We start from the raw sequence: 24,450 nt of genomic DNA, 5'->3' as shown, positions 1-24,450 counted from the left end.
CAGTGGGGCTTTTACATTTCTTATCCGATATCAATGTTTTCAATCTTTGAATTTACTTCTTAAAAATGACCTTTCTTTTTAGATGGTTAAGTTTCATAAGCAATTCTGCCTCTTGCTTATCCTTCCTCCATGAATCCAGGCTGCCCAAATTCAGGATGCATTTACTTTCAAAAAAACACCTTTTGTAAAAAAGATGGATATTATCTGCGCAAAGATGACTCCCGCCAAATCCAGCGCTACAAATGCTCCGCTTGCTCTAAAAAATTCTCCCGCGCAACTGGCACCCTAGAGTTCGGACAAAAAAAGAGGCGCATCAACAAAACCATTTTTAAAATTCTCTCTTCCGGTGTCTCGATGCGACGATCGGCGATCATTCTCGGAGTTCATCGAACGACGATTGATAGAAAACTCGTCTATCTTGCGCAAAAATCCAGACGAATGCATGCTGATCTTCTTTTGAAAATTGGCACGCAAAAAGTCGAGCGTCTTCAATTCGATGATTTGATCACTACCGAGCACACCAAGCTTAAGCCTCTTTCCATTTCAGTCGCCGTCGATGCTCGCTCGCGAGTTATCTTGGGCGCTTTTGTCTCTCAAATTCCGGCATTTGGACACCTGGCCTCGCTTTCCAGACAAAAATATGGAAAAAGAAAAAGTTATCACAAAGAATCGATGATGAAGTTATTTGAAAAGATCACTCCGGTTGTTTCTCCTTATGCAGAAATAAAAAGTGATGAGCATCGCATTTATAAAGAAGTGGTTCGAGAGTTTTTTCCGAATGCTGATTACAAACAGTATAAGGGCGAGAAGGCGATGATCGCAGGGCTCGGCGAGCTCAAGAAAAATGGGCGCGACCCTTTATTTGCGATCAATCACACGTGTGCGATGTTGAGGGCAAATATTAATCGATTGTTTAGAAGAACCTGGTGCACGACGAAGAAACCCAAAAGACTTGAGGACCATCTCGCCATCTATATTGCCTTCCATAATTCTGTTTTATTAAGTTAATCTAAAAAAAGACCAAATGAGAGTTGAAATTAGTTAAAAATGCGCCCCACTCTAGTGGGGCAGTTTATAATTATTTTAACTTCAAGGTCATCACGACATCATCGATGACGTGGTGGCCGATTCTTAGTCGATCTTCGTAAACGAAGAGCTCTTTAAATCCACATGACGTATAAAGTTTTTTTGCCGGAGTATTGTGGGCAAAATACGACAGATCAATCCAGGACAGGCTTTCTTGTTCACGTGCCCAGGCAATCGCCATTTCTAAAAGTTTTTTACCGTGCCCCTGACCTCTGGCCGCCATTTCAAGACCCATTCCGAGTTGAGCGCGGTGAAGAGTTGCATGGAAAAGATTTTTTAAATGCACATGACCTAAGACGAGATCGTCTTGGACGAGAATAAAACTTCTCGACCAACCTTCTTCACTAACAGGTTTAGTCCATGAAAGGAGGCGCTCTTCTTTTCTTTTGTCCCAATCGAATTCGTGATCTGGAAGGAAGGGGTGAGACAAGGAGCCGTTAAATCCCGGCTCCTTCATGTGTCTCTTATCATGTTCGATAACTAAAGTAATGTCTTCAAATGTGGCAGGTCTAATCACTGAACTCATTTCTAGAAGTAATTCTTTCTAAAAAGGATTTCTTTTCTTTCTGGTCCAAACGCTAGAATCCCTACAGGAATTCCCAGGAATGTTTCAATTTCCTTGATGTAAGCGTTTAGTTCAGGAGAAAGGTCTTTGTCGGTCTTATTTGTGAAGTCATCTTTAAATGGCTTAAGCGTTTTATAAACTGGCTTAGCTTTATAAAGATCGATTCCAGGGTAAGCACAGTCAATTTGCTTTCCTTCGTATTCATAGGCCACACAAACTTTTAATTCATCAACAAAACAAAGGATGTCTAGTTTTGTTAAGGCGATTGAAGTTAAGTTAGAAGCTTTGACTGAGTACTTTAGAAGTGGAAGGTCTAACCATCCACAACGGCGCTTTCTACCAGTTGTTGCCCCAAACTCTTTTCCAATAGTCTGGATTTTTTCTCCCACTTCATCAAAAAGTTCAGTTGGGAAAGGCCCTTCTCCAACTCTTGTTGTGTAGGCTTTCGTAATGGCCAAAACTTCCTGAACAGATGATTCTGGAATTCCAGCGCCAGTGTAAATTCCACCCAGAGATGTCGATGATGATGTAACAAACGGGTATGTTCCGTAGTCAACATCAAGAAGAATACCTTGAGCTCCTTCGAAAAGGATTTTCTTGTTGGCCTGAACAGCTTTATCAAGAAAAGAGAAAGTGTCGCATACGAATGGCTGAACTTTTTTACCAAGTTCAAAAAGTCTTGCTGCTTCTTCTTCGATTGAAGGGAAGTCGATGTTGTAGCGGTGTTTGAAAAGGATTTCTTTTTCACCCAGATTTCTTGCCAGCTTTTTCTTAAGGTTTTCCAGGTCGAAAAGATCCTTAAGTTTTACGGCACGTCTTCCTACTTTATCTTCGTAAGCAGGTCCGATTCCTTTTCCTGTCGTTCCGATTTTCACAGAACCTTGAGACTCACGGGCAGCATCCAGGAGCTTGTTGTAGCTGGTGATGATGGTCGCGTTTTCAGAAATTTTTAAATTTTCTGAGGTCACTTTAATTCCAGCATCAGCTACGTTCTGAAGTTCTTTCTGGAATGCTTCCGGTTCAAAAACCACTCCGTGACCGATCACTGAAGCACAGTGAGGGTGGAGGATTCCTGAAGGGATTAAGTGAAGAACAATTTTCTTTCCGTCGACGATAATGGTGTGACCGGCGTTGTTCCCGCCTTGGTAGCGAACTACCACATCACATTTTTCGCTTAAGAGGTCGGTGATTTTGCCTTTGCCTTCATCACCCCATTGAGCACCGATAATCGCTAGTGTTTTCATTACTTTCCTTTTACTTCGTTGAGTAGGTTATTGTTTACGAAGAACTCATTGATTTGGTGAACTGCCATTTCTCCTACTCTGAATTGAGCTTCTTCAGTTGAAGCACCAACGTGTGGAGACATGATGAGGTTGTCTAGTTCGATAAGTTTTGAATCGGCCGGCAAGGGCTCAGTTGCAAAAACGTCGAAACCAGCACATCTGATTTTTTTGTCTTTAAGAAGTGTGTAAAGAGCTTCTTCATCGACGATTCCACCGCGAGCGGCATTGATCAGGATAGCGTCTTTTTTCATAAGGTTTAGAAGTTCACCTGTCACCATTCCTTTTGTTTGTGGAAGTAGTGGAGTGTGGATTGTCACGATGTCACAAGTAGAAAAGATTTCTTTTAGGTCAGTGACTTTTCTGGTGTTAGCTAGATCAGATTTTTCCATGACTGGATCGAAGAATAGAACTTCTGGCTCAAACCCAGAAATTCTTTTTGCTACGATTTGTCCGATGCGGCCGAAACCAACGATACCAACTTTTTTCTTCCATAACTCAAGGCCGGTAAGAGCGTTTTTCTCCCACTTTCCTTCGTGCATAGTTTTATTGGCAAACGGAGTGTTTCTTAAACACGACATCATAAGTGCCACAGCTTGTTCAGCAGCAGAGTTGTTGTTTGCTCCTGGAGTGTTGGCAACTTTTACACCTTTAGCGGCACAAAGAGTTTTGTCGATGTTATCTGTTCCTTCTCCGGCGCGGATAACGATTTTTAGATTTGGGGCAAGTTCAAGAAGTTCAGCGTTGACTGTTGTCGCCGACCTGATGATTAATCCATTCACTTTCGGCAGAAGAGTTTTTAATTCATCTTGAGAAACTTTTGAAGTCGGGTGTACTTCAAGATTTGAATTCTTTTTTAGTTCTTCAAATAGAGACTTATCAAAGCCGTCTGGAACGACAATAAAAGGTTTCATGCGATCTTTCTCCTATAGAATTTAGGGTAGCGGGTGAATGTTTTGGGATTCGCCCCATTATAGGACCGCTAGGAGGAAGTTTCAACTAAATGTCAGTTAAAAGGTTTTGAAGGTGGTCAGTTAGTTTATGAAGGGCTTCGGCCGGAAAACTCATCTGACGGTAAGTGATCCCTGAAAGATCGAAGATCTTCTTAGCAATTCTGTTTGTTTCCTGCTCATGATGCTTATCTGAAAGATAAATAACTTCTTTTACTTTAGACGAAGCGATCAGTTTCGCGCATTCATTACATGGAAAATGAGTCACATAGGCGCGTGAGCCTTCTAAAGAACGCGTGGCATGTAAAATAGCATTGGCTTCAGAGTGAACAACGTAGCCGTATTTTTGGAACTCTAGGGGAGCGGACTTGTCTTTTCCCCAGGGAACTTTTGATTCGTCGATTCCTGCAACAAACCCGTTATAGCCCATAGTGATCTGGTGATTGCTTTTGTCGACGAAAACTGATCCGACCTTTGTCGACGGGTCTTTTGATTTAAAGGCCGCGATCATCGCCTGAAGCATGAAGTATTCGTCCCAAGAAAGCGCAGATTTCGAGGGAATAAAGTTAATTTTTTGGTCTGTTGTGTCTGTCATAGTGGTATTAAAATCCAATTTTAGGGCCCTTTTAGTCAAGAAAATTAAAAAGTTTCTTGTATCATCTTATTTAAGTCGTTACACTTTAAGAGAATATTCACTAATTGAGGTTTCAATGAAAACAGATTTTGATACATTGCGTGCACTCGCTAGCTATACGATCAACAATCTCAAAGAGAAAAAGTTGATTGAATTTCACCCTTCTAAGCGTGAAGAGCTAATCGAAGCGATGGCTACGGAATACGGCGTTAGTTTCGCAACTGACGAAGACGTAAGAGACCAGGCAATTGAAGAAGTAGAAGAAAAAATGGGGGTTGATAACCTTCCTGAAGACGTTACTGAATCAGAAATGTTCAACCATGCTAGAAAAGAGATCATCAAGTCGTTTAACGGCGAAAATATCGGTGGTCTATATTTAGTTGAGTCTTTACATCAGATTGCAGTGAGAATGAAAGATTTCGTTCTTGAGTGCGACCTGATCGACGACGTGTTCGGATCTGATGAAGACCTGATTTCTTTCTTGGTTGCTAAGATCAGACTCTTCTCTCCTAAAAAGAACTAATCCTAAAGGGACCGAAAGGTCCCTTTTTTTTGCCCAAAAACTAAGAAACATTATGATTCGTCCGATCTGTTGGGTATGAAAGCTTTTAAAAAATTCACCCTCTTCCCCGTTCTTCTCCTGAGTTTATCTGTCAGTTATTCTGCTGAAGTTAAAAAGCAGTTTTATGTACTCGGAGGCGGAGGAGAGCCGGCCGGCAAAAGTACGATCTTTGATAATGATTTAAAACTCATCTCCAGCTTTACTGGCTCGAAGAAAAACGGCTGGGAGACGACTATAAGTTTTAATGGTGGCCACGAGAACACGGAGAGCATCATTGCTAAGAAAATGAGCAACGTGAGAAATAAAGGTCCATTTATTGAATCCAATTATAACGAACTCATTGATGAAATGATTAAGAAGATTGAAAGTGGTGAGCTGGCGGCCGGGGACCAGCTGATGGTGACAATTGATTCCCATGGCGCGCGCAAGGGCCATGAAAAAACTCATCAGATTGCTCTTGCCGGGAGTGCTCTATCTAATCTTAAAACGCTCGAGGGAGCTCAAACGATCAAGCTGGATAACTTAGAGAAGCTGGCGAGCCTTGCCGCTGAAAAAGGAGTGAAGCTAGCCCTCGTTGATATGAGCTGCTTTTCAGGGAATCTTCTCAATATAAAAAATGACAAGGTTTGTTTTATCTCGGCAACAGGGCCGGAGCAATACGGTTATGCAGGCTCTGTGGATCTGGGGATTTTTACATTCACCAGCACCTTTAGTGGAAAGTTCTATGACCTTTTGAAAAAGGGTAAAAACCTGGAAGAGATTTTTCTAAATGCAAGAATGAGAGGTGACTCGCCAGAGTTTCCGATGATTTCAAGCATGGAAGGAGACATGATCCATCAGGCCCTTTATAAAATGCTTCTGCCTTACATGCGATACAATAGAAAAACGATTACCGATTTTCATGAGTCTTATAACTCCAATTACCGTGATTTTGAAAAGCAGGTGTGCTCTTTGAATGAGCAACACAATTCCCTGATGAGTCTTCTTACACAGGCAGAAGTGATGGCAAAAATCGGGGATGAGTCGATGAATAATGAATTTCGTTCATTGAAATGGGCACTGGAAAAATACCGCGATTACCAGCTTGCGTACGAAGAAGCGCTCAGAGCAAAACTTAAAGTTGGCGATGAGATCAAGGCCATTCTTGAAAAAGATTATGCTCAGGATTCTGCACTTTGGAAGAGATACTATCCTGAAGCCTTTATCAATTTAGATTTAGACTACACAATAAAAGTCATGCAGGAGTTGGCGGATAAAGAGCAAAGTGAGCGCATGAAAAAAATCTGGTTGAGCTCTTTAAAAGAGTCACAAAGACAAAAAGAGATTATTGAAGAAGTTAAAAGCAAGTTAAGCGATAACTCTAAAGCGGCCTTGCAAAATGCACAGAAAGCCTTTGCTGATTCAGGAAAAACGTATTCTCTTGCCTCTCAGGTGACGGTAGAGGCCAGAAAAGTTTACGATACACTTTATAAATCAATGCAAAAAGAATCTAAAAAAAGCAATCCTTGCAGGGAGTTTGTCCTGTGAAAAAAATATTCGTTTTCTTTATGATTCTTAGCTCAAATGCTTTTGCTGAGTGCGGGATTCATCTTTTTAAAGGTGTTTTAAGGGAGAGTAAAACTTCTTCTTTAAAGTTTCATTATGTCGTCAATGAACAGACGAAGTCACAAATGACGTTCGAATTTAAAGATGTCAAAGACCTGAGCGCTCTTTTGCCAATGCTGAATAAGCCGTCTTCATTTAAAGGGAAGATTTTCAAAGAGATGGATGGAACAAAAGGTGTTGTTGGTGAGATTGAAGCGATTAACGAACGTTTTCCCAACCCTCTGGCCGGAGCCGATACAGGAATTGAGCTGGTCACTAAAATGAAGTGTGATTAATTCTTAGAATTGAAATTCCAAACCAAGAGCATAATAGTCATCGTTTAAATACCCTTTTTTAGTGTAGATGCGGGCATTTCTCACAATGGCCTTGGCTTCGTTTGTCAGCGAATCAAAAAAACTCAACCCCTCAAGCTCGATAGTCTCTGTGAGTTTGATGTTGCTGAGAGTTTCTTTGCTGACAATAATACAGATTCCGGTTTTTGAAATGTTGTAGATAGGGCAAGCGACATCCACAGTGGGAATGTTGTTGTCGCGGCTTTCAAATTTAGCTGAGACAAAACGTTTTTCTTCCTGAGGAATATAAAAGCGCGGATGAATGCGCAGCTCTTTTAGTCTTACGTCGTGAGGGATTTGAAAAGCGAGTGAACCTTTTTTTGAAGAAACTGAAACCGAAGCTTTTGTCTTAAAAACGAAGTCCTGCACCTGGAGCAGAAAATAAGTTTCAAGCTTTGGATTGAATGTTGCTTTCTGCTCTTCAGCGATAGCGACAGTAAATGTTCCATTGTAAGAATCAAGTGAAGCAAACTTCACTTCACATTTAAAAGTGCGTGCTCCGCTTTCAGGATCTTTTTGCCAGATAGTCATTGAAGTCTCTGATTCAAACTTCTTTTGAACTAGCTTAATGATTTCTTCGCGGTTTTTTGAAATGCGATAGTCTTCCATACTAGTAGTATCGGATGATTCAGGATTTTCTCCAATATTTCATGGGAATTGAGTAGTTAGGCACAGGAAGCATCCAATAAAATATGGCACTTAAATAAGAATTTTTTAAGCGGGACGCTCAACAAGAGTGAGTCTTAACATGACCTCTTCGAAGTAGGGTCCTTCCACTAAACCATTGAGGATGGAGCTTTTACTTTCAGCGTACATATATTGTCCGCTCTTTAAATTCCTGATGAGAAAAGCATCGTAGTAAAGTCTCTCTGATCTATCTTCAGTCGCCGTTCCTTCGAGACGAACCATTTCATAGAGGCCAGACTTAATTAAATCTTTTTCTCTGAAGTCACTCGGGTTGTGAATCACACTGTTTTCTTCATCGAAGAGAATGTTGCGTGCGTGGATTTTTTCTTTGAAGAGTTCGATGATGTTTTTTTGATCGGGAATTGTATTCCAGATGAAACGCGCTTCCCATTCATAACGAGTGTCGAGGCGTTTAAAGAGAAGCTCTTCTTCGGAACCCGAATCCACCACACTCCACCAGCGGGGAGTGATAAGTTTAAATTCTTTAAAAAGAATGTCCTGTGCATTTTCCAGGTAGTTCTTTTTTTCGTTTTTAATCACTCGCATGGTGTAGATCCCAAGGCCCATTAAAAGGAAGAAGGCGATCCATTCAAAAGCGAGTCCGATATTTGCAATAACCATGAGAGGTCCTCGGTTTTTATTTAAAAGAGGGGAAAGGTCCAGTATTTTGAAACGCAATTCCTTGGGGTTAGAAGAAACCTAACTAGGCAGAAAGATCTCACTAAACTTTTCTCAGGTAATTACCGAAAATAGATATTGAGTTGAACTCTCTATCCTTTTCGGAGACGCGTTTATGAAGCGATTTTACAACAAACAGGGCCCTGGTATCAAAGGGAAAGTTCTCACAAGTGTGATGTCACTGACATTGCTCATGAACTTCCAGACGCCGGCACTGGCAGCATCATCAACAGATTGTGAGGGGATGAATCACCCAGCCTATCAAGATGAATACCGCGCTTGTTTAAGAGTGGATATCGCCGCTTCAGCAGGGGCCGCAGGTGTAGATTGTATCGACTGTCTTTTTGCTCAAAAGCAAGAATCAAATCCATGGGTAGAAGCACTAGGGATCGTAGCTCAACCACTAGCATATGTGGGAGCGACATACCTTGGAGCAAAATACGCCTATAAATCACAACAAGCGTGGGCCAATGCTTATGAAGCTGGTCACACACAATGTACAAACAGATTTAACTCTTATTTAAATTACAATACAGAACGCGGAGCAAACCCAATTCTTCCTGATGAAGCTCAGGGATTAGCGGCTTCGTGTAATGGAATGGGAATGGGGATGTACGCTGGATACGGCGGACTTTCTGGTAACGGCTACGGCGGTTACGGCAACCCATTTCAAAGTGCAGGTTACTCATCAGGATTCCTTGGTGGAATGATGGGGCCATACTACGGCGGTGGTTATGGTGGATACGGAACAGGAATTGGAACTGGTGGATTCGGCGCAGGTCTTGGTTTAGGACTTGGTAGTGGTCTGGCAGGAATGATGGGATACGGTGGTTATCCCGGACTTGGAATTAGTGGTGGAATTAACATCGGTATCGGTGGCGGACTTGGAGGATATCCAGGAATGGGCGGATACGGTGGTATTGGTGGATACCCAGGAATGGGTGGAATCGGCGGTTACCCTGGAATCGGTGGAAGCATCGGTATTGGTGGTGGAATCGGCGGATACCCTGGCATGGGCGGAATTGGTGGTGGCATCGGTGGATACCCAGGAATGGGCGGAATCGGTGGCATTGGCGGCTACCCTGGTATGGGTGGAATTGGTATCGGCGGTGGCATCGGAATCGGTGGATACCCTGGGATCGGGGGAATTGGTGGTATCGGCGGCGGTATTGGTGGATACCCTGGAGCTGGTATCGGTGGTGGAATTAATATTGGAATCGGCGGTGGTATCGGAGGCGGTATTGGCGGTGGATATCCGGGAATCGGAATCGGCGGCGGTATCGGTGGATACCCAGGAATGGGCGGAATTGGTGGTTATCCAGGAATGGGTGGCGGAATTGGTTACCCAGGGGCCGGTGGAATTTATGGGCCGGGAATTGGTATCGGGGGATCTATTGGTGTAGGTGGCCCAGGTGTTAACTACCCAGGCGGAATTGGAATTGGTATCGGCAACAATGGTGGATGTGGAATCCTATGTGTTGGCGGCGGTATCGGTGGAGGCATCGGCGGTGGCGTTGGTGGATATCCAATCGGTGGCGGAGGATATTATCCAGGTGGTGGAACTGGCGGTTACTATCCAGGTGTTGGTGGTAACGGCGGATACTATCCTGGTGGTGTAGGTGGTAATGGTGGTTATTATCCAGGCGGTGTAGGTGGTAACGGTGGTTACTATCCAGGCGGCGTCGGTGGTAACGGTGGATATTATCCAGGTGGTGTTGCTGGCAACGGCGGATACTATCCAGGAGCAGGTGGAAACGGTGGATACTACCCAGGTGGCGGTGGTGTTTACGGACCAGGAACTATTGGTGGTGGAGCTGGTGTCGGTGTCGGCGTTGGTGGACCAAACAATGGTGGATACTGGGGAGGAACTGGTGGATGGAACGGTTCAGGTGGTTACGGAACTGGTGGTATGAACGGTGGATACTATGATCAGTATCAGGCCCAAATGCAAATGCAGTACGGAATCATGGGACAAAACCAGGCGATTGCTGGCCGTATGCAAGGAAACGCGATGACAAACCAAATGGGGATGCAAGCGCTTCAACAAAACTATCAAACAGCTTATAATGACCTATACTCAATGGGCGGAGCTGGGTACTACGGTGGAGCTCCTTACTCTGCAGGAAATCTAGGTGGAGTCTTCGGAGTACAAGGTGGAATTTCAGCAAGCTTTGGAATGTAATTAAGAAAATTAAATCAGATAAAAAAAAAGGCTCCCGATGGGAGCCTTTTTTATTTCTTGTGCATTAGCGTTCTGTAATCGTCTTTAAAAAGAACTTCGATCTTATTGTTGTCGATGAGTTTCTCAACAACACCCTGACCGAATGTAGGGTGATTAATCACGTCTCCCATCTGGAAAGAGTCTCTAGTTGAGTATTCTTTTCCTTGAGACGTCGTTTTGTTCATTGCTTTTGTCCAAAGGTCTGTCACCGATTCAGATGATTTTTTACCACCAGCAGAACGTGCGTTCTTAATGACTCTATCAATTGAAGTTTTCTTCTTTGTTGCGCTCGGATCTTTAAACGTGTGAGTCGCTTTACAAGTCTTACACTGAACTTTATCAGCTTCAGTTGCAGATTTCATAGTCACGATGATGTGTGCTAGAATCAATTTACATTTAGAGCAGTGAGAGAGGATTTCTTTTCCAACGCCGATTGAAGACATAATTTTTGAACCTATTTTGAAGTAAAAGGAATTTAAAAAGAGTATTAGAAGTGGACGAATCTGTAAAGGACAATAAGACAAAAGCAACTCTGGTAACAGTGAAAATGGAAGATAAGGCCAAACTACTTCCGACTAAACCAGGTTGTTATTTGATGAAGAACAAAGACGGTCAAATAATTTACGTTGGCAAGGCCAAGAATTTGCGTTCGCGTGTCTCTTCGTACTTCAATAACTCAGCTAAAAACGCCAAAACTGATATCTTGGTCAGCCATATTACTGACTTCGATTTTATTATGACGACTTCGGATGCGGAGAGTTTTGTTTTAGAAAACACTCTGATTAAGAAGCACACTCCCAAATATAACATCCGGCTAAAGGATGATAAGTCATACCCCTATGTAGTGATCAATCACAATGAACCTTTTCCCAGGCTGGAATTTGTCAGAAGGGTGAAGCGCGCTAAAGGTGTTGAGGTCTACGGACCTTTTGTCACGGGAAGCAATGTCTGGGATATCATTCGCATCCTCACACAAAGCTTTTGCCTGCGCGACTGTACGTTGTCTGAATTCAGGAAAAGAAAAGAGCCATGCCTCTTGTACCAAATGCATCAGTGTAGTGCTCCTTGCGTAGGAAAAATCAGTGCAGAAAATTATGAGAAAGATCTCGATTATGCCCGCGATATGTTTTCAGGAAGCGGAAGTAAAACGATTAAAGAATTAGAAAGGCGCATGTATGAAGCATCGGAGAATGAGGAGTTTGAAAAAGCTGCACTCATCCGGGATAACCTGCGAGTTCTTGGTGATTTTGCCAATAACTTTAAGCAGGAAAACGCCGAACACGGCGATGAGAAGAATCTTGATATCGTCGCTTTCTATCAAGGGGAGATTGAAGTTGATATATCTGTCTACATGATGAGAAACGGTGTTCTTCTGGGGCATAAGAACTTTAACTTTTCCAATCTCGATATTGTTGAATCATTGGAAGAGTCAGTGCTTAACTTTTTATTTCAATACTATTCGACGACATATGATTCATTGCCTGATTTGATCATCACTCAGATGGATCAGGAAAATAATGAAATGCTTGAGGCCGGAGTCAATACTCTTGGTAAAACCATCCGCGTGCGTCCTCCGCAAAAGAAATACGACTCCTTTCTCAATCTCACACGCGATCACGCCTTTGAGCAACAACGAGTGCGCCTGCTGCATGAAGATTCAGTTTATGTCGGCCTTAATAAACTTAAAGACCTTCTTTCACTTAAAGAGAGACCGGTGGTGCTTGAGTGTTATGACGTTGCGATCTTTCAGGGATCAAGTCCTACGGCTTCGCAAATTGTTTTTCATGACGGTAAACCTGATAAGAAAAATTATCGCTATTACCACCTTGAAGAGCGCCCGGAAGGCAATAACGACTTTGCCATGATGAGAGAACTCATTATCAGAAGATCTGATAATGGAAGTCTTCCCGATGTCTTTATTGTCGATGGAGGCTGGGGGCAGGTAAATGTTTTTAAAGAGGCACTTAAAGAGCTCGAGATTAAAGTTCCTGTTGTCGGTATCGCCAAATCAAAAAATGTTCGCACTAAAGAAGGCTTTAGAAGTGAAGATATTAAAAAATCAGAAGAGCGCCTGATTATTCCAGGAAGGGCCAATCCTTATTTCTTAAATCAAAACCGCTCACTTTTTAAAATTATTGTCCAGATGAGGGATGAGGCCCACAGGTTCTCAAGAAAGCTTCATCATAAAGAAGAAACAAAAAGGGTGCTAGGAACAAAGAAGCCCCGAAAACCTAAAAAAGCGGATCAGTCTCCTAGCGATTCTTGATTTCTTTTACGATTGATTCAAACACCCTTTCATTGTCTTTGTTGGACAGGAAGTTCGAGCGAGTGCACAGGTAAAGCTTGTAGGATTTTTTATCTTCCATCAAAACTTTAACTTTCAAAGCAGATTTTTTGCCAAGGCTGGATTGTGGAATGACGGCGTAGCAGCCAAGCTCTGAAACCATTTTAATCATCGAGCGATGCGAGTTTATTGAAAATTTGATATCAATTTTTTTTAATTGTGGTTTTGTTAAATTGCTTTTTAAGAAGTTGGTTGTAAAGACATCATCGGGGCGATAAGTTGCAAGAGGCAACACCTGATTGTGTTCCAGGTCTTTTAGTTGTGACTTGAGTGACGAAATCAAAATGGCCTTGTCCTCGTAAACTCCAATGGAGTGGAGTGATTTGTTCTCCGGCACTTTATGAACCAGGATGAAATCCAGTTCACCTGTTAAAAGTCTATCTATCAGCTCATCAGTTGAACGCAGAGACAGCTGAAATTTTGAGAGTTGCCCCTTTTTGTTGAGTTTGGTTAATGCTGGAATCAGGATTTTCTCTCCTGCTTCATAGACGCTGCCGATTTTCAAAGGAGCTTCACCTGTTGTTGTGGTCGAAACGGACACCAGATTCAGGTAACTTTGATAAATTTTATCCCGAAGCACCTGGCCTTTATTTGAAAGTGCGATATTTTTCTTATCTCTGATAAAGAGTTCGTATCCAAGGTTTTCTTCCAGCAATTTAATCTTTAAGGAAACTGCCGGCTGGGAAGTGTGAAGGATTTTAGCTGCCTGTGAAAAGCTTAAGGTGTCAGAAAGGACACAGAAGGCTTCCAAGTGGTTTAAATTCATCGACTTCATTTATACCTTTTTAGTATTTAATTTATATTTTTATATTATTTTAATCTCAATTGCTTTTGTTGTACATAGTGCAAAAAAACAAAAAGGAGATATCTATGAAGTGCCTTGCGATTGGATTCTTGTTTCTTGCGAATGTAGCGTCAGCTAAATCAGTTCTTGATGAGCACCGCTGGCTAATGATGGATTGCCATAATGAAAAGTCTTCATTTCAGTTCAGTATTTCAAGCGACTCTCTTGGTGGAATTAATCAAATCACGGATGCAACGATCGGTGGTGAAATTAAAAAAGCGATGGAGTGGGATCCGATCGAAGAAAAACCCATTGTGGCCCTGGCAAAGAGAAAGGGAAACAATTTTGAAATCCTTCTTCGCTACGAAAATAATATTATGTGGCCTACGTATTTGAACCTGAAAATGACTTATAAACCTGACGGATACATTACTTATGTCAATGTTACAGGGGATGAAGGTGAGTACTTAAAAGAAAAAGCTATTTTCCAGTGTTCGATTGGCAATCACGGACGCGTTTATTTACAGACTTCAAAGTTTTAAAATAAAAAAGCTCCCCGAAGGGGAGCTCTTATGTCTATTCGATTGGCTTTCCATATTATTGAGTACGGGCCTTACGAAAAGAAATGATTTAATTTTATAATATCAATTGATGACATGAATGATTTTTCTATTGCCTTGTCCGCAGTCCGGGCATCTCGCCGATTCTTGCATTAAAAGGTTTTTGTAATCAGATAGGTGAGTCAGCACCAGCTTTGCACCACAGATCTGGCAGTCATTAATGATCTTCTTTACGTTCTTAATATCGCCGTAATATTCTTGAAAGTTTTCGAATTTGTAATCTGTTTCCATTGACATGCAGGCTCTCCTGTTTTCCGTTACAAATTCTTTTTCGGATTTATTTTTACGCGTCTTTACACCGGGCTTTAAAAATGGGAACTTAGGGATAATTTTGCTTATGGACCAACAATTTAAAAAAATTATTCAAAAAACTAAAGCTTTAAAAGAAGACTTAGATCCTCTGGCAAAGACGTTCGAAGGTGCCCTTTTTAAGGACTCTTCGTGGGTATTTTCATTTGATGAGTCTGTGCAGGTGGAGAGTGCTCCCGCGCCCGTGGTTGCCGCCGCTGCGCCTGTAAAAAAAGAAGTCCAGGAAAGGCCTAAAACAGGCGCTCTCTCGCTGGTTCTTTTTGTTGGTGACACCTATGCTGAAGGAAAAGGGGAAGACCTTTTAGGTAAGATGATCCAGGCCATGAAACTAAAACCAGGTGAGTTTAACCGTATCCAGTTTGATGAAAAGCTGGACGACATCAACGACTTGGCAGGAAATTTAACGACGCCAAGTGCAGAAACAACAAATTTAATCGAACAAATTGAAAAATTTAAACCAGAAATCGTCGTGAGCCTTGGGGCCACAGTCACCAATATTCTTCTTGGTAAGAGAGAGAAATTGTCAGGTATTCACGGGCAATTTTTTGATAAGTCTGCAGGATCTTATCACTACAATCTTATGCCACTTTTTCATCCAGACTTTTTAGTCATCAATCCCAATATGAAACGCACAGCTTGGATTGACCTTCAGAAGGTTATGGAGCGCGTAGGGAAAATTTGATCGCCTAGGCGAGTCTCACTCTTTTTCGATACAATTAATGAGAATAATCGCTTCTAGGACGGAAGGGATTCAACCAAACATTTTTGGATTAAGTCGAGTAGGATGCTCAAGCTAACAGTTCTTACCTTATTATCATTTTTAACTTTGATGGACCGTGTTTCTGCGGCCCCTGTTGTCAGCGTAAGAATCGGCAAGTCTCTTAAAAATATCCATGTCACGGGCCTTGATCTAAAGAGGCATCTTCTTTTTAATGATGACTATAAAAACTACACTGGAAAAAAAACGGTGAAGTTTAATTGTGAAACTTTCACAACTCTCAATAGACAAAAAAATAGACCTATTCTGCTGGCGACACTTGAGTCGCCGACAGGTCTTCTTTCTTACGACAATGTAAAGTATCAGGGAATGTTTAAAGTTATCACCAATCCAAAAGGAGATAGCTGCGACATTATTAATGATATTCCAATGGAAGCTTATATCAGCTCTCTTTTAACTAAAGAGATGAATTCAAAATGGCCGGCGGAAGCACTTAAGGCACAGGCGGTTGCGGCCAGAAGTTATGCTCTTCATAAGATGCAAAGTCAGCAAGTCAGTAAAGAACTTGGAAGCGAAGCTTTTTATGATTTAGAAAGTTCTGAAAAACACCAAGTAGGGGGCGCTTTTTTTGATGCCACTGATTCAACCATCAGTGCAGCTTATTCAACCAAAGGCGAAGTTCTGCTTTCAGAAGACGGAAAAGTTCGTCCGATTTTCTTTCATGCGAAATGTGGTGGGAAAACATTAAGACCAGATCAGGTTTGGCATAATAAAGAGCCGAGCTATCAATCAGTGAATTGTCCTTTCTGTCACAATATTGGTCCAAAAAGCTGGGCCAAGGTTATCAGCAATGAAAGAATCAAAGATTTTTTCCGCTGGGCAAGCAATCAAAAGATCCTTCAAGAAAAGTTAGAAACAAATTTTAATTCTCTGGTTATGGTTCCTGATAACATTGACCGCTTCACGGTAAACTTTTATATCAATGACCGCCCCTATATTATAGAGAAAGCCGTACTTCGAAGATATTTTGGAAACGTTGTTTTTCCATCGAACTCTTTTTCTCTGGAAATGAAGAGAGGAGGCTTTGTTATTTACGGTGAAGGTCTGGGCCATGGTGTAGGACTCTGCCAAATGGGTGCTTTTGCTCTGGCAAAACAGGGTTGGTCATATAAAAAAATCCTCGCTCACTACTTTCCTGGTCACGTTCTGAAAAAGATGTATTAGACTATAGGTCTGATGACTATTTTTAAATCCCTGTTTATTTTTAGTTTTTGCTGTTTCATGCTCGCACGCGCAGAGGCCCTGACGATTCTCATCGATCCAGGCCACGGCGGTGAAGAGGATGGAGCTGTCGCGACAACTCAAGGTGAGAATCCTCCTCGCATTATTAAAGAAAAAGACATTGCTTTGTCGATCGCTAAAAGAATTCACGAACTTCTTCGCCAGAAAAACTACAGTGTCTACTTAACCCGCAGTTTTGATCGCACGGTGACTCTTCCGGAGCGCGCGGCGATTGCCGAAAAAACGAAGGCCGATCTTTTTATTTCTGTGCACATTAACTCTAGCCCAGAGTCGGGAGCTGTTGGTTTTGAAACTTATTATCTTGATAACCATGATGATGTGGCCATTAAGAAAGTGGAGAAAACAGAAAACGTCCAGGCCTCAGGTGATAACGTCGTCGTTCAGCAAATCCTGGTGGATTTAGTTGTTGAGCAGACAGTGAGTACGTCAAAACCGCTGGCAGAGAGTATCCACGGTGTTTTAAAGCAGACAGTAGGGCGCAAGTATAAAATCCCAAGCCGTGGTGTAAAACCGGGGCTCTTTTATGTCCTAGCGCTTTCAAAACGTCCGGGTGTTTTACTTGAAGTCGGATTCATCTCAACATACAAAGAAAGAGTGAGAATGATGGACCCGAAGTTTCAGGATGATTATGCAAGAGCTGTGGTGAATGGGATTGAGAGTTACATTAGAAAGCAGCAAGCGAAAACCAGGTATAACGTTATCAAAAAGAAGAAATAAAAAAAGGCCCTCTTTCGAGGGCCTTTTTTATTAGAACTGACCGTTACAAGTCGGTTTTGTAAATGATGTAGGGATTTGAGCATTAGGTGGAGAGTATGGATTGCTTAGGTTTCTCTCCGAAGTAATGACAGTGTTCATCGCTAAATCAACAACGCTGTATCCACAGTATGTGTTGCTATCAAGTACGATCCCGTATGGAGCAGCGAAGTTTCTCAGTGCGCGCTCGTTAGAGATGATTGATGGAAGTGTAGAGTAAGTATTCTTTAATTCACAGAACGATAGAGTTACGTTGAACCCGACAACTTGTGAACCGTTTACAACTTGAGTAACGAACATTAGGTCGCGGTAAGCACTTACCCCAATCCAAAGTTTATTAATGGTCCCGTTTGTTAAGAAACCTGACTGCCAGTTACCACCGATTTTATTTGAAGCAACGATACCACCTTGAACATAAAAGCTAACGTCATTAGTTAGACGGTAACCGTTCATACACGATACGTTGGCCTTAATGCTTTGTACTTGATTGATGATAGTACTTCCCACCGATGTATTCAGTGCTGAGTTACCAGTATAAAAAGGAGAAGACCCCGATATACTACTGTTTACTTTATTTTCCTTCTTTCCACACGACACCAGCACAAGCGCTGTGGCGATCAGGCAAAGGTTTAAGGAGTATTTTAGTCTCGATTTCATATCCGTCTCCACGGGTAGGATTATATGTCTTCTGACTATTCGGGTACTTTAACAAAAGACTTTAATTAAAAACCTAAGACCGTCAAAAAAACTCAGGTTAATTGAAGAATTTTCAAGATTTAGACGATACGGTTTAAAATAGATTAAATTCATTTAAAGAGACGTTTATGGGATTCATCGAACTCAAAGACAAATATTTAAAGCTCCTCTCGGATGAGGAGCAGCAGTTTAAGGTGGGCATGGGACTGAAGTTCCTTGGCGTTTCCTTATTGTGCACACTCTCGGTACTACTTTTTACTTATCTTTTAATAAGAATTGATTTGATCTTTTTTGTGGCCAATGGATTTCCCGGAGCTCTGGATTTTCAAGATGCTTTTTTCGAGTTTGTTTACTCTTCTCTTTATGAAAAGCTGGGATGGCTTTTTTTCTCGGGACTTTTTATTTTTGTTTTAGGTTATTATCTTTCGGGAATTATGCTGAGACCTTTTAAGGTTATCGGACAGTATTGTGAAGATAAGATGAATGATAAGAAGAATTATTACACGCCGGATTTCTTCTCTGACCTGAAATTGCTCACGTCTTTTTCAGTTTTCTTTTTTTCCAAGATTGATGAGGGGGTTATTAAAGGAAAAGTAACGCCTAGTGAAGTTCCTGTGCATTTCACGCGTATTCATAAACCAATTTTTGAGACCAGCTTCTTTTTTAACTACGTTCTTATCATTATTATTTTTGCTTTAATGTCATCGGTAGGGATTGTGGCCATTAATATTGAGATCCGCGACCAGATCTTTGAGCTGGCCCGTAAGTTCCTCGCCAATAACCATCAAGTAAATTATTTTTTGGATGAGCAGTTTGTTATTGCCGATATCGCCGTCTATTTCTTCGTAGTCTTACATCTGTTTCTTTATTTTCTTTTGGGAGTGCATATGTACGCCAAGGTTGCGACTCCTGCCTTTGCCGTATTTGCGACAATGCGCTCATTTCTGAAGGGGAATTATCACAATCGCGTGCATTTAATCGGTTATTATTATCTGCGCAACGATTGCAGGAAAATTAACAAATATCTTGAGCACGTTCAAAAAAACCTGACTTAAACGCTCTACACGAAATTTCCCTTTGAAAAAAGTCCCAAGGTTTGAGAAACTATGAGAACTAAAAATTAGTTACTCTTGTTACCAAACCAAAGGATGGATATGAAATTTTCAAAATTGCTAGTTCTCTGCCTAGGTACAGTGCTTCTTGCGAGCTGTACGTCTGATGAAAAAATGAAACAACAAATGACTAAACTTCTACAGGAAGATCCAAAAATCCTAACAGAGGCAATTGAAAAACATCCAGCTGAATTTATCACTGCTCTTCAAAACGCTGCTAAGAATGCTCAGGAAGAAATGGGTAAGAAGCGTGAAGAAGACGAAAAAAAGAAACTTGAAGAGTCATTTGATAAGCCACTTGTGGCAGAAATCAGAAGTGACGAAGCTATCCGTGGACCAAAAGATGCTCCGCTTACACTTGTTGAGTACTCTGACTTTGAATGTCCATTCTGTTCACGTGGATACGCAACTGTTAACGACCTGATGAAGAAGTACAACGGAAAAATTCGTTTCATCTATAAGCACCTTCCACTTAGCTTCCACGAGCAAGCGATGATCTCTGCTCAATACTACGAAGCTATCCGTCTTCAAAATGAGCAAAAAGCATGGCAATTCCATGACGAAATCTTCATGAACCAGGCAAAACTTAAAAACGGTACAGCATTCCTAGATGCTTCTGCTAAAAAAGTTGGTGCTGATATGGCAAAACTAAAAAAAGACCTGAACTCAGACGCAGTAAAAAACAGAATCGCTGCTGATATGAAAGAAGCTGCAGATTTCGGAATGCAAGGAACTCCAGGCTTCCTTCTAAACGGTGTTCCAGTTCGTGGTGCTTACCCAGCTGAGTACTTTGTTACTCTAGTTGATGAACTAGTGAAGCGTGGAAAGGTAAAGCTTTAGTCTTTAGCTTTAGTTAAATTGTCTTTTTAAAAAGTCCGTTTATAATATCACTTAAAGGGTCACGTAATAGTGGCCCTTTTTATTTAAAACAATCAAACAAATGAGTCGTCTATGGAAGGATCTGTTTACAGTTCTTTAGGTCTTCGAATGAATCGTACATTCCGCGAAAAGCAGGGTGAATTATTTTCATTAAAAGATTTTCTTGAACATAAGTTCGTCATTCATAACCAAGATGAACTTAAAAAGATTTTTATCAAAGACCTGAAGGGGATTTTGCAAAAGGAGAACCTTTTTGATTTAATTCAGGGATTCTTCGATCTTGAAACAGACTTGAACAATGCTTATGAAAGACTAGACTTCGAAATCACTCAGGTAAATTTCGATGAGTTTTATAAAAATCTTTCTCCGGTACTAATGAGAGCGCTGTTAGAGAATGCTACTCAACCAGACAATGCTGTTATGATTTTAAAATCTATTAAAGAGGCCCTTCGTATCGCTCTTGAAGAAGAGTTGGTGCAGTTGGAAGACATCGAGGCTTAAGATGAATCGCAAAGAATTAATTGAAGTGCTTTTAAAAGACCGCGACCTATCGACGATGACTAAGAAGCAGGCCAATCAGTTCATTGATGTCATGTTAGACACTATAAAGAGAACAGTTAAAAAAGGTGAGGATGTAACGCTGGTTGGATTCGGCACTTTTACCAAGTCGAGAAAAGCTTCACGTCTTGGAGTGAATCCATCAACTGGTGAGCGCATCAGAATCCGTGCCCGTGTCGTTCCAAAGTTCAAACCAGGTAAGCCCTGGAAAGAAAGCTTGTAATTTGATCTGATCAGTCGGGTAAATTTTTCCCATGTCAAAAGCCCGACTGTCAAAATTCCCAACTTTTTCTCTCAAAAGGGAACTTTCTTCCATTTTTTAATGTCCGCACTTGAACCATTTTGCCTTCCTATGTATAATTTTTGACAGGTACCCAATAAACCATGGAAGGTGAAAAGTTGGCCGAAGAGAATAAGACCGCTGATCAGGAAGGATCGAGCGCCCCGTCTGGAAAAAATCCATTATTAGTCGTTTTAGTATTAGTGAATACTCTCGCAGTATGTGCAATCGGCTTTTTCCAATTTCAAAATCACAAGAAATTAAACTCAGTGACAACAGCTGCAGATGTTATGCAACAGCAATTAGCTGAAGGCGAACACGGTGGTGGTGCTGCTGCTGAAGGTGGTGCTGCTGAAGGTGGTGGAGAGCACGGAGCTCCTGCTGCAGGTGGAGCTGCTAAAGAAGTTAAGACTGATGGTCTAATGTATCCAATTGATCCGTTCACAGCGAACCTTGCTCAAGGTGACGGTCCAAAGAGATACATCCGAATTTCATTGGTATTAAAGTTCACGAAAGACACTAAGAAAGAAGAAGTAGACGCAAGAAAGCCACAGATTTCGGACGCTATCATCAGTATGTTGAATGCGAAAAAGCCTGAAGAGCTTCTAAAGCGTGAAGGAAAAGAGTACTTAAAAGAAGAAATTAAGACGGCGATCAATAACTTTCTTATTGATGGTCACTTAGAAGATATTTATTACGTAGGATTTCAAATTAACTAGACCGAGAAACATGGGCTGACATGATGTCAGCAAGCACAAGCTTTAAGAATCCCAGGAGGGGAGAATTATGGCACAAGTACTAAGTCAAGATGAAGTAGATGCATTATTAAACGCTGTTAACGATGGTGGAACAGACTCGTTTTCAGGTGGTGGTGACACTGGTGGTGGATCATCAGATGACTCTGATGAAAATATTCAGACCTACGACCTCACCAACCAGGACCGCGTTATCCGCGGAAGAATGCCCATCCTGGAAATTATCTATGAAAGATTCATCAGAAGCTTTCGTGTATCGCTTTCTAACTCACTTAGAAAGATTTCGACAATTTCAATTATTTCTACCGACCTTTTAAAGTTCGGTGAATTCGTCAATACACTTCCGATCCCTTCTTGTATGTGTATCATGAGATACAACGAACTAAGAGGACCGGCGCTTTTAGTATTCGAATCAAAACTTGCTTACGCTATCATCGATTCATACTTCGGTGGAACAGACCGCCCATTCACAAAGATTGAAGGAAAAGAATTCACGATGATCGAACTATCGTTCATGAGAAAGATCATGGATATGGCGATCAACGATCTTGAAGAAGCGTGGGCACCAGTTCATAGAATCGATGCTCAGTACCTTCGTACAGAAATCAACCCACAGTTCGTTGGGGTTGTGCCTCCTTCAGACGTAATTATCGCAACAACTCTTGAAGTTGAATTCGAATCAGCTTCAGGAACAATCATGATCGTCGTTCCATACTCGACGATTGAACCAATTAAGCAAAAACTCTCGAGTAGCTTCCAGACAGATAACGAAATGGCCGACTCGATCTGGACTCAGGCGATGAACGAGCACATCAAGAACACAAAAGCGACAATGGTTGTTCGCCTTGGTGAAACTGAGATGACTCTGGGAGATCTTCTAACATTGGAGCCGGGAGATATTATTCCACTAAATCAAGATGCTTCGGGAGAAGTGACTGTCGCGATTGAAGGCGTGGATAAAATGAAGTGTCTGATGGGGACCTACAAGGGAAGCCGTGCTGTTCAGATCACTCATGTGGATACACCAGTAACGTATGATGAAGGAACAGAAGAATAAATAAGGGTAGGAGAGGAGATAAAGATATGAATAAGGTGACAGTTGATAGAATGGCAGATTCGGTAAAGGCGGGGGATGACTCTCTCAATAAGCTTAAAGTCCAGAACCTGGATTTTATCTTGGATATCCCGCTGAAAGTTTCAGTTGAGCTGGGAAGAACTCAGATCATCGTGAAAGATTTACTACAGCTTGGTCAGGGGTCGGTTTTAGAACTAGATAAGCTGGCCGGAGAGCCGCTTGAGATCCTGGTAAATGGCAAGCTGGTTGCAAAAGGTGAAGTAGTTGTTGTTAACGAAAAATTTGGTATTCGTTTAACAGATATTATCAGCCCGATTGAACGCATTGAAACTTTAAAATAAACATTTCCAAGGATTGGAGAAGACAGTGAAAACATTAGTACTATTAATCGCAAGCTTAATTTCCTTAAACATCTCAGCTGCTGATGTCACAATCAAAGGTGCTGACTTAGTTAATGCGAAAGGAAGCGAATCAAAACTAGTCATCAAGCACGCTGGAACGTTAAACGACAATCCAAAAATCAGTGTTTCAGACAAAGTTTTAAGCATTTCTATCCCGAATTCAGGATTGGGTGCAAAGATTAATAAGAAAGTAAACGGTTCAGCTCTATCAGCGACGATGACTGGAGAAGAAACGGTTGCAGTTAATGTCACTCTTCCATACTCACTTAAAGGTAGAGAATCAGACGTAACGATTGCTTTAAGAGATGGAGCTATCGACGTACACTACCCACGTTTACAAGCTCAAAAATCAGCTGAAACTCAGGTTTCAAGAGCTCCAAGCATCACTGATAAGGCGATTGTTCTGGATACAGAAGCTAACAATGCAGAAGCAGAGAAGTTAGATGAAAACTATTTATCTACTCTCGTGAAAAAGCAGGAGAAATTAGCTGAAGACAAACACGCTGAAGATAAAAAAGTGGCCCAAGATGATACTACCCAAACTGGTACCGATAGAGTCAATCTGACTCAGTCAAGTGTTGCTAAGTCTGTAAATACTACTGAAAAAGCAGGGACACAGGCAGAAGGTAACGGAGAATCAAGATTTTCGGTTGCTGGTTACATTGGCAAGTTCGTTGCTTTCTTAAGCTTAATGATCGCCGGGTTCTACGGGGTGTTAACTCTGTTTAAGAAAGGGATCATCAAGAAGGGAAAACTAGGATTTTTACACAGTACAAAGCTTGTTGAGGTGTTAAGCACAACTCACATTGCTCCAAAGAGAACATTGATGATGGTTAAGGCCCACAAACAAGTTTTCCTGATCTCAAGCTCTGAAACAGGTGTTCAGTTCCTCTCTGAGATCAACGATGTTGCAGGTCTGATCAAAACAGGTGAAGAAGAAATCACCGGATCAAACTTTGACACAAATCTTTACTCAGCCAACAAGACTGATAAAGAGTTCAAGCTAAAAGAAGAAACAAGATATGCTGACATCAAAGACTATGGTGATGATTACGAAATGGATTCACTGGATGATATGTTAAACGATTCTGTTCCTGCGGCAAAAAGCGAAAGAAGGAACGCAGGCGCTTCTGGTCTGGCAAACGCTTACGGAGCAACGAATGCTTCGAAGGCCATTGAAAAATCACCGGTTAAAGACCAGGTGAGATTCTCTGATCAGATTAAGACGAAAGTAAAAAATCTAAAACAACTTTAATAGGATTGG

The 24,450-nt window shown here is 41.5% G+C and carries 27 protein-coding genes and 1 pseudogene; 18 read left to right on the top strand and 10 right to left on the bottom strand.

Annotated elements, in window-relative coordinates:
- Nucleotides 1-129: 129 nt before the first annotated feature.
- The gene (locus C0V70_RS15460; RefSeq protein ID WP_102244770.1) at nt 130-1,008 is read left to right on the top strand and encodes a hypothetical protein; all 879 of its coding nucleotides are present in this window, start codon (nt 130-132) and stop codon (nt 1,006-1,008) included.
- A gap of 70 nt (nt 1,009-1,078) precedes the next feature.
- Here C0V70_RS15460 and C0V70_RS15455 read toward each other — a convergent pair whose 3' ends face one another.
- The 4 genes from C0V70_RS15455 to C0V70_RS15440 all read right to left on the bottom strand — a co-directional run bounded on the left by C0V70_RS15455 (nt 1,079) and on the right by C0V70_RS15440 (nt 4,476).
- Nucleotides 1,079-1,612 carry a GNAT family N-acetyltransferase gene (locus C0V70_RS15455; protein WP_102244769.1) on the bottom strand — a complete coding sequence of 178 codons (534 nt, stop codon included), beginning with the start codon at nt 1,610-1,612 and terminating at the stop codon, nt 1,079-1,081.
- A 2-nt stretch (nt 1,613-1,614) separates the two neighbouring features.
- Nucleotides 1,615-2,895 (bottom strand): adenylosuccinate synthase, encoded by a 1,281-nt coding sequence (locus tag C0V70_RS15450; RefSeq protein WP_102244768.1) that lies wholly within the window; start codon nt 2,893-2,895, stop codon nt 1,615-1,617.
- The gene (locus tag C0V70_RS15445) at nt 2,895-3,845 is read right to left on the bottom strand and encodes a hydroxyacid dehydrogenase (RefSeq protein WP_102244767.1); all 951 of its coding nucleotides are present in this window, start codon (nt 3,843-3,845) and stop codon (nt 2,895-2,897) included. Before C0V70_RS15445 ends, C0V70_RS15450 begins: the two co-directional genes overlap by 1 nt.
- A gap of 85 nt (nt 3,846-3,930) precedes the next feature.
- Complete coding sequence (locus tag C0V70_RS15440) at nt 3,931-4,476, bottom strand: deoxycytidylate deaminase (protein WP_102244766.1); 546 nt, start codon at nt 4,474-4,476, stop codon at nt 3,931-3,933.
- 115 nt (nt 4,477-4,591) lie between these two features.
- Between C0V70_RS15440 and C0V70_RS15435 the strand changes: the two genes are divergently transcribed.
- From C0V70_RS15435 to C0V70_RS15425, 3 genes are all read left to right on the top strand, one after another.
- On the top strand, nt 4,592-5,038 hold the full coding sequence (locus tag C0V70_RS15435; protein ID WP_102244765.1) for a hypothetical protein: 447 nt from the start codon (nt 4,592-4,594) through the stop codon (nt 5,036-5,038).
- 75 nt (nt 5,039-5,113) lie between these two features.
- Nucleotides 5,114-6,604 (top strand): hypothetical protein, encoded by a 1,491-nt coding sequence (locus C0V70_RS15430; RefSeq protein WP_102244764.1) that lies wholly within the window; start codon nt 5,114-5,116, stop codon nt 6,602-6,604.
- Nucleotides 6,601-6,957: a hypothetical protein gene (locus C0V70_RS15425; RefSeq protein ID WP_102244763.1), complete on the top strand. Its 357-nt coding sequence runs from the start codon at nt 6,601-6,603 to the stop codon at nt 6,955-6,957. The genes C0V70_RS15430 and C0V70_RS15425 overlap by 4 nt, the downstream gene beginning before the upstream one ends.
- A gap of 3 nt (nt 6,958-6,960) precedes the next feature.
- On the opposite strand, the gene C0V70_RS15420 is transcribed toward C0V70_RS15425, so the two are convergent.
- Both C0V70_RS15420 and C0V70_RS15415 read right to left on the bottom strand, forming a co-directional pair.
- Nucleotides 6,961-7,623 carry a PilZ domain-containing protein gene (locus tag C0V70_RS15420; RefSeq protein WP_102244762.1) on the bottom strand — a complete coding sequence of 221 codons (663 nt, stop codon included), beginning with the start codon at nt 7,621-7,623 and terminating at the stop codon, nt 6,961-6,963.
- A 105-nt stretch (nt 7,624-7,728) separates the two neighbouring features.
- The gene (locus C0V70_RS15415; RefSeq protein WP_102244761.1) at nt 7,729-8,322 is read right to left on the bottom strand and encodes a hypothetical protein; all 594 of its coding nucleotides are present in this window, start codon (nt 8,320-8,322) and stop codon (nt 7,729-7,731) included.
- 172 nt (nt 8,323-8,494) lie between these two features.
- Between C0V70_RS15415 and C0V70_RS19075 the strand changes: the two genes are divergently transcribed.
- Complete coding sequence (locus C0V70_RS19075) at nt 8,495-10,561, top strand: hypothetical protein (protein ID WP_158649715.1); 2,067 nt, start codon at nt 8,495-8,497, stop codon at nt 10,559-10,561.
- A gap of 50 nt (nt 10,562-10,611) precedes the next feature.
- Here C0V70_RS19075 and C0V70_RS15405 read toward each other — a convergent pair whose 3' ends face one another.
- Complete coding sequence (locus C0V70_RS15405) at nt 10,612-11,043, bottom strand: hypothetical protein (RefSeq protein WP_102244760.1); 432 nt, start codon at nt 11,041-11,043, stop codon at nt 10,612-10,614.
- A gap of 50 nt (nt 11,044-11,093) precedes the next feature.
- Here C0V70_RS15405 and uvrC point away from each other — a divergent pair, with 50 nt between their 5' ends.
- On the top strand, nt 11,094-12,866 hold the full coding sequence (gene uvrC / locus C0V70_RS15400) for an excinuclease ABC subunit UvrC (protein WP_102244759.1): 1,773 nt from the start codon (nt 11,094-11,096) through the stop codon (nt 12,864-12,866).
- On the opposite strand, the gene C0V70_RS15395 is transcribed toward uvrC, so the two are convergent.
- Nucleotides 12,853-13,719, bottom strand: a complete 867-nt coding sequence (locus C0V70_RS15395) for a LysR family transcriptional regulator (protein ID WP_102244758.1) — start codon at nt 13,717-13,719, stop codon at nt 12,853-12,855. The genes uvrC and C0V70_RS15395 overlap by 14 nt on opposite strands.
- 95 nt (nt 13,720-13,814) lie before the next feature.
- Here C0V70_RS15395 and C0V70_RS15390 point away from each other — a divergent pair, with 95 nt between their 5' ends.
- Nucleotides 13,815-14,270, top strand: a complete 456-nt coding sequence (locus C0V70_RS15390; RefSeq protein ID WP_102244757.1) for a hypothetical protein — start codon at nt 13,815-13,817, stop codon at nt 14,268-14,270.
- Nucleotides 14,271-14,372: 102 nt separating this feature from the next.
- On the opposite strand, the gene C0V70_RS15385 is transcribed toward C0V70_RS15390, so the two are convergent.
- Nucleotides 14,373-14,585, bottom strand: a complete 213-nt coding sequence (locus C0V70_RS15385; RefSeq protein WP_102244756.1) for a hypothetical protein — start codon at nt 14,583-14,585, stop codon at nt 14,373-14,375.
- 100 nt (nt 14,586-14,685) lie between these two features.
- On the opposite strand from C0V70_RS15385, the gene C0V70_RS15380 reads away from it, so the two are divergent.
- The 3 genes from C0V70_RS15380 (at nt 14,686) to C0V70_RS15370 (ending at nt 17,394) form a co-directional block, all read left to right on the top strand.
- Complete coding sequence (locus tag C0V70_RS15380) at nt 14,686-15,339, top strand: uracil-DNA glycosylase family protein (RefSeq protein ID WP_158649714.1); 654 nt, start codon at nt 14,686-14,688, stop codon at nt 15,337-15,339.
- Nucleotides 15,340-15,441: 102 nt separating this feature from the next.
- Entirely contained in the window at nt 15,442-16,599 is a 1,158-nt protein-coding gene (locus C0V70_RS15375; protein WP_102244754.1) for a SpoIID/LytB domain-containing protein, read from the top strand.
- Between the two features lie 57 nt (nt 16,600-16,656).
- On the top strand, nt 16,657-17,394 hold the full coding sequence (locus tag C0V70_RS15370) for an N-acetylmuramoyl-L-alanine amidase family protein (protein WP_211292599.1): 738 nt from the start codon (nt 16,657-16,659) through the stop codon (nt 17,392-17,394).
- Nucleotides 17,395-17,424: 30 nt separating this feature from the next.
- On the opposite strand, the gene C0V70_RS15365 is transcribed toward C0V70_RS15370, so the two are convergent.
- Complete coding sequence (locus C0V70_RS15365) at nt 17,425-18,087, bottom strand: hypothetical protein (RefSeq protein WP_102244752.1); 663 nt, start codon at nt 18,085-18,087, stop codon at nt 17,425-17,427.
- A gap of 167 nt (nt 18,088-18,254) precedes the next feature.
- Between C0V70_RS15365 and C0V70_RS15360 the strand changes: the two genes are divergently transcribed.
- The 8 genes and pseudogenes from C0V70_RS15360 (at nt 18,255) to C0V70_RS15325 (ending at nt 24,441) form a co-directional block, all read left to right on the top strand.
- Entirely contained in the window at nt 18,255-19,181 is a 927-nt protein-coding gene (locus C0V70_RS15360) for a hypothetical protein (protein ID WP_102244751.1), read from the top strand.
- Between the two features lie 99 nt (nt 19,182-19,280).
- The gene (locus C0V70_RS15355) at nt 19,281-20,078 is read left to right on the top strand and encodes a DsbA family protein (RefSeq protein WP_243733559.1); all 798 of its coding nucleotides are present in this window, start codon (nt 19,281-19,283) and stop codon (nt 20,076-20,078) included.
- 111 nt (nt 20,079-20,189) lie between these two features.
- On the top strand, nt 20,190-20,618 hold the full coding sequence (locus C0V70_RS15350) for a hypothetical protein (protein ID WP_102244750.1): 429 nt from the start codon (nt 20,190-20,192) through the stop codon (nt 20,616-20,618).
- A gap of 1 nt (nt 20,619) precedes the next feature.
- A complete protein-coding gene (locus C0V70_RS15345) occupies nt 20,620-20,898 on the top strand; it encodes an HU family DNA-binding protein (protein WP_102244749.1) in 279 nt (92 codons plus the stop codon).
- 161 nt (nt 20,899-21,059) lie between these two features.
- Nucleotides 21,060-21,674 carry a flagellar basal body-associated FliL family protein gene (locus C0V70_RS15340; protein ID WP_102244748.1) on the top strand — a complete coding sequence of 205 codons (615 nt, stop codon included), beginning with the start codon at nt 21,060-21,062 and terminating at the stop codon, nt 21,672-21,674.
- A gap of 67 nt (nt 21,675-21,741) precedes the next feature.
- A complete protein-coding gene (gene fliM / locus C0V70_RS15335) occupies nt 21,742-22,767 on the top strand; it encodes a flagellar motor switch protein FliM (protein WP_102244747.1) in 1,026 nt (341 codons plus the stop codon).
- A gap of 101 nt (nt 22,768-22,868) precedes the next feature.
- Nucleotides 22,869-23,126 (top strand): annotated as a pseudogene (fliN, locus tag C0V70_RS15330) (flagellar motor switch protein FliN); the annotation flags it as partial.
- A 25-nt stretch (nt 23,127-23,151) separates the two neighbouring features.
- Nucleotides 23,152-24,441 carry a flagellar biosynthetic protein FliO gene (locus tag C0V70_RS15325; protein ID WP_102244745.1) on the top strand — a complete coding sequence of 430 codons (1,290 nt, stop codon included), beginning with the start codon at nt 23,152-23,154 and terminating at the stop codon, nt 24,439-24,441.
- The last annotated feature ends 9 nt before the right edge of the window (nt 24,442-24,450 follow it).

Source organism: Bacteriovorax stolpii (assembly GCF_002872415.1).
Lineage (GTDB): Bacteria > Bdellovibrionota > Bacteriovoracia > Bacteriovoracales > Bacteriovoracaceae > Bacteriovorax > Bacteriovorax stolpii.
The sequence above is the reverse complement of the archived record's forward strand: the minus strand, read 5'-3'. Positions and strand labels throughout refer to the sequence as shown.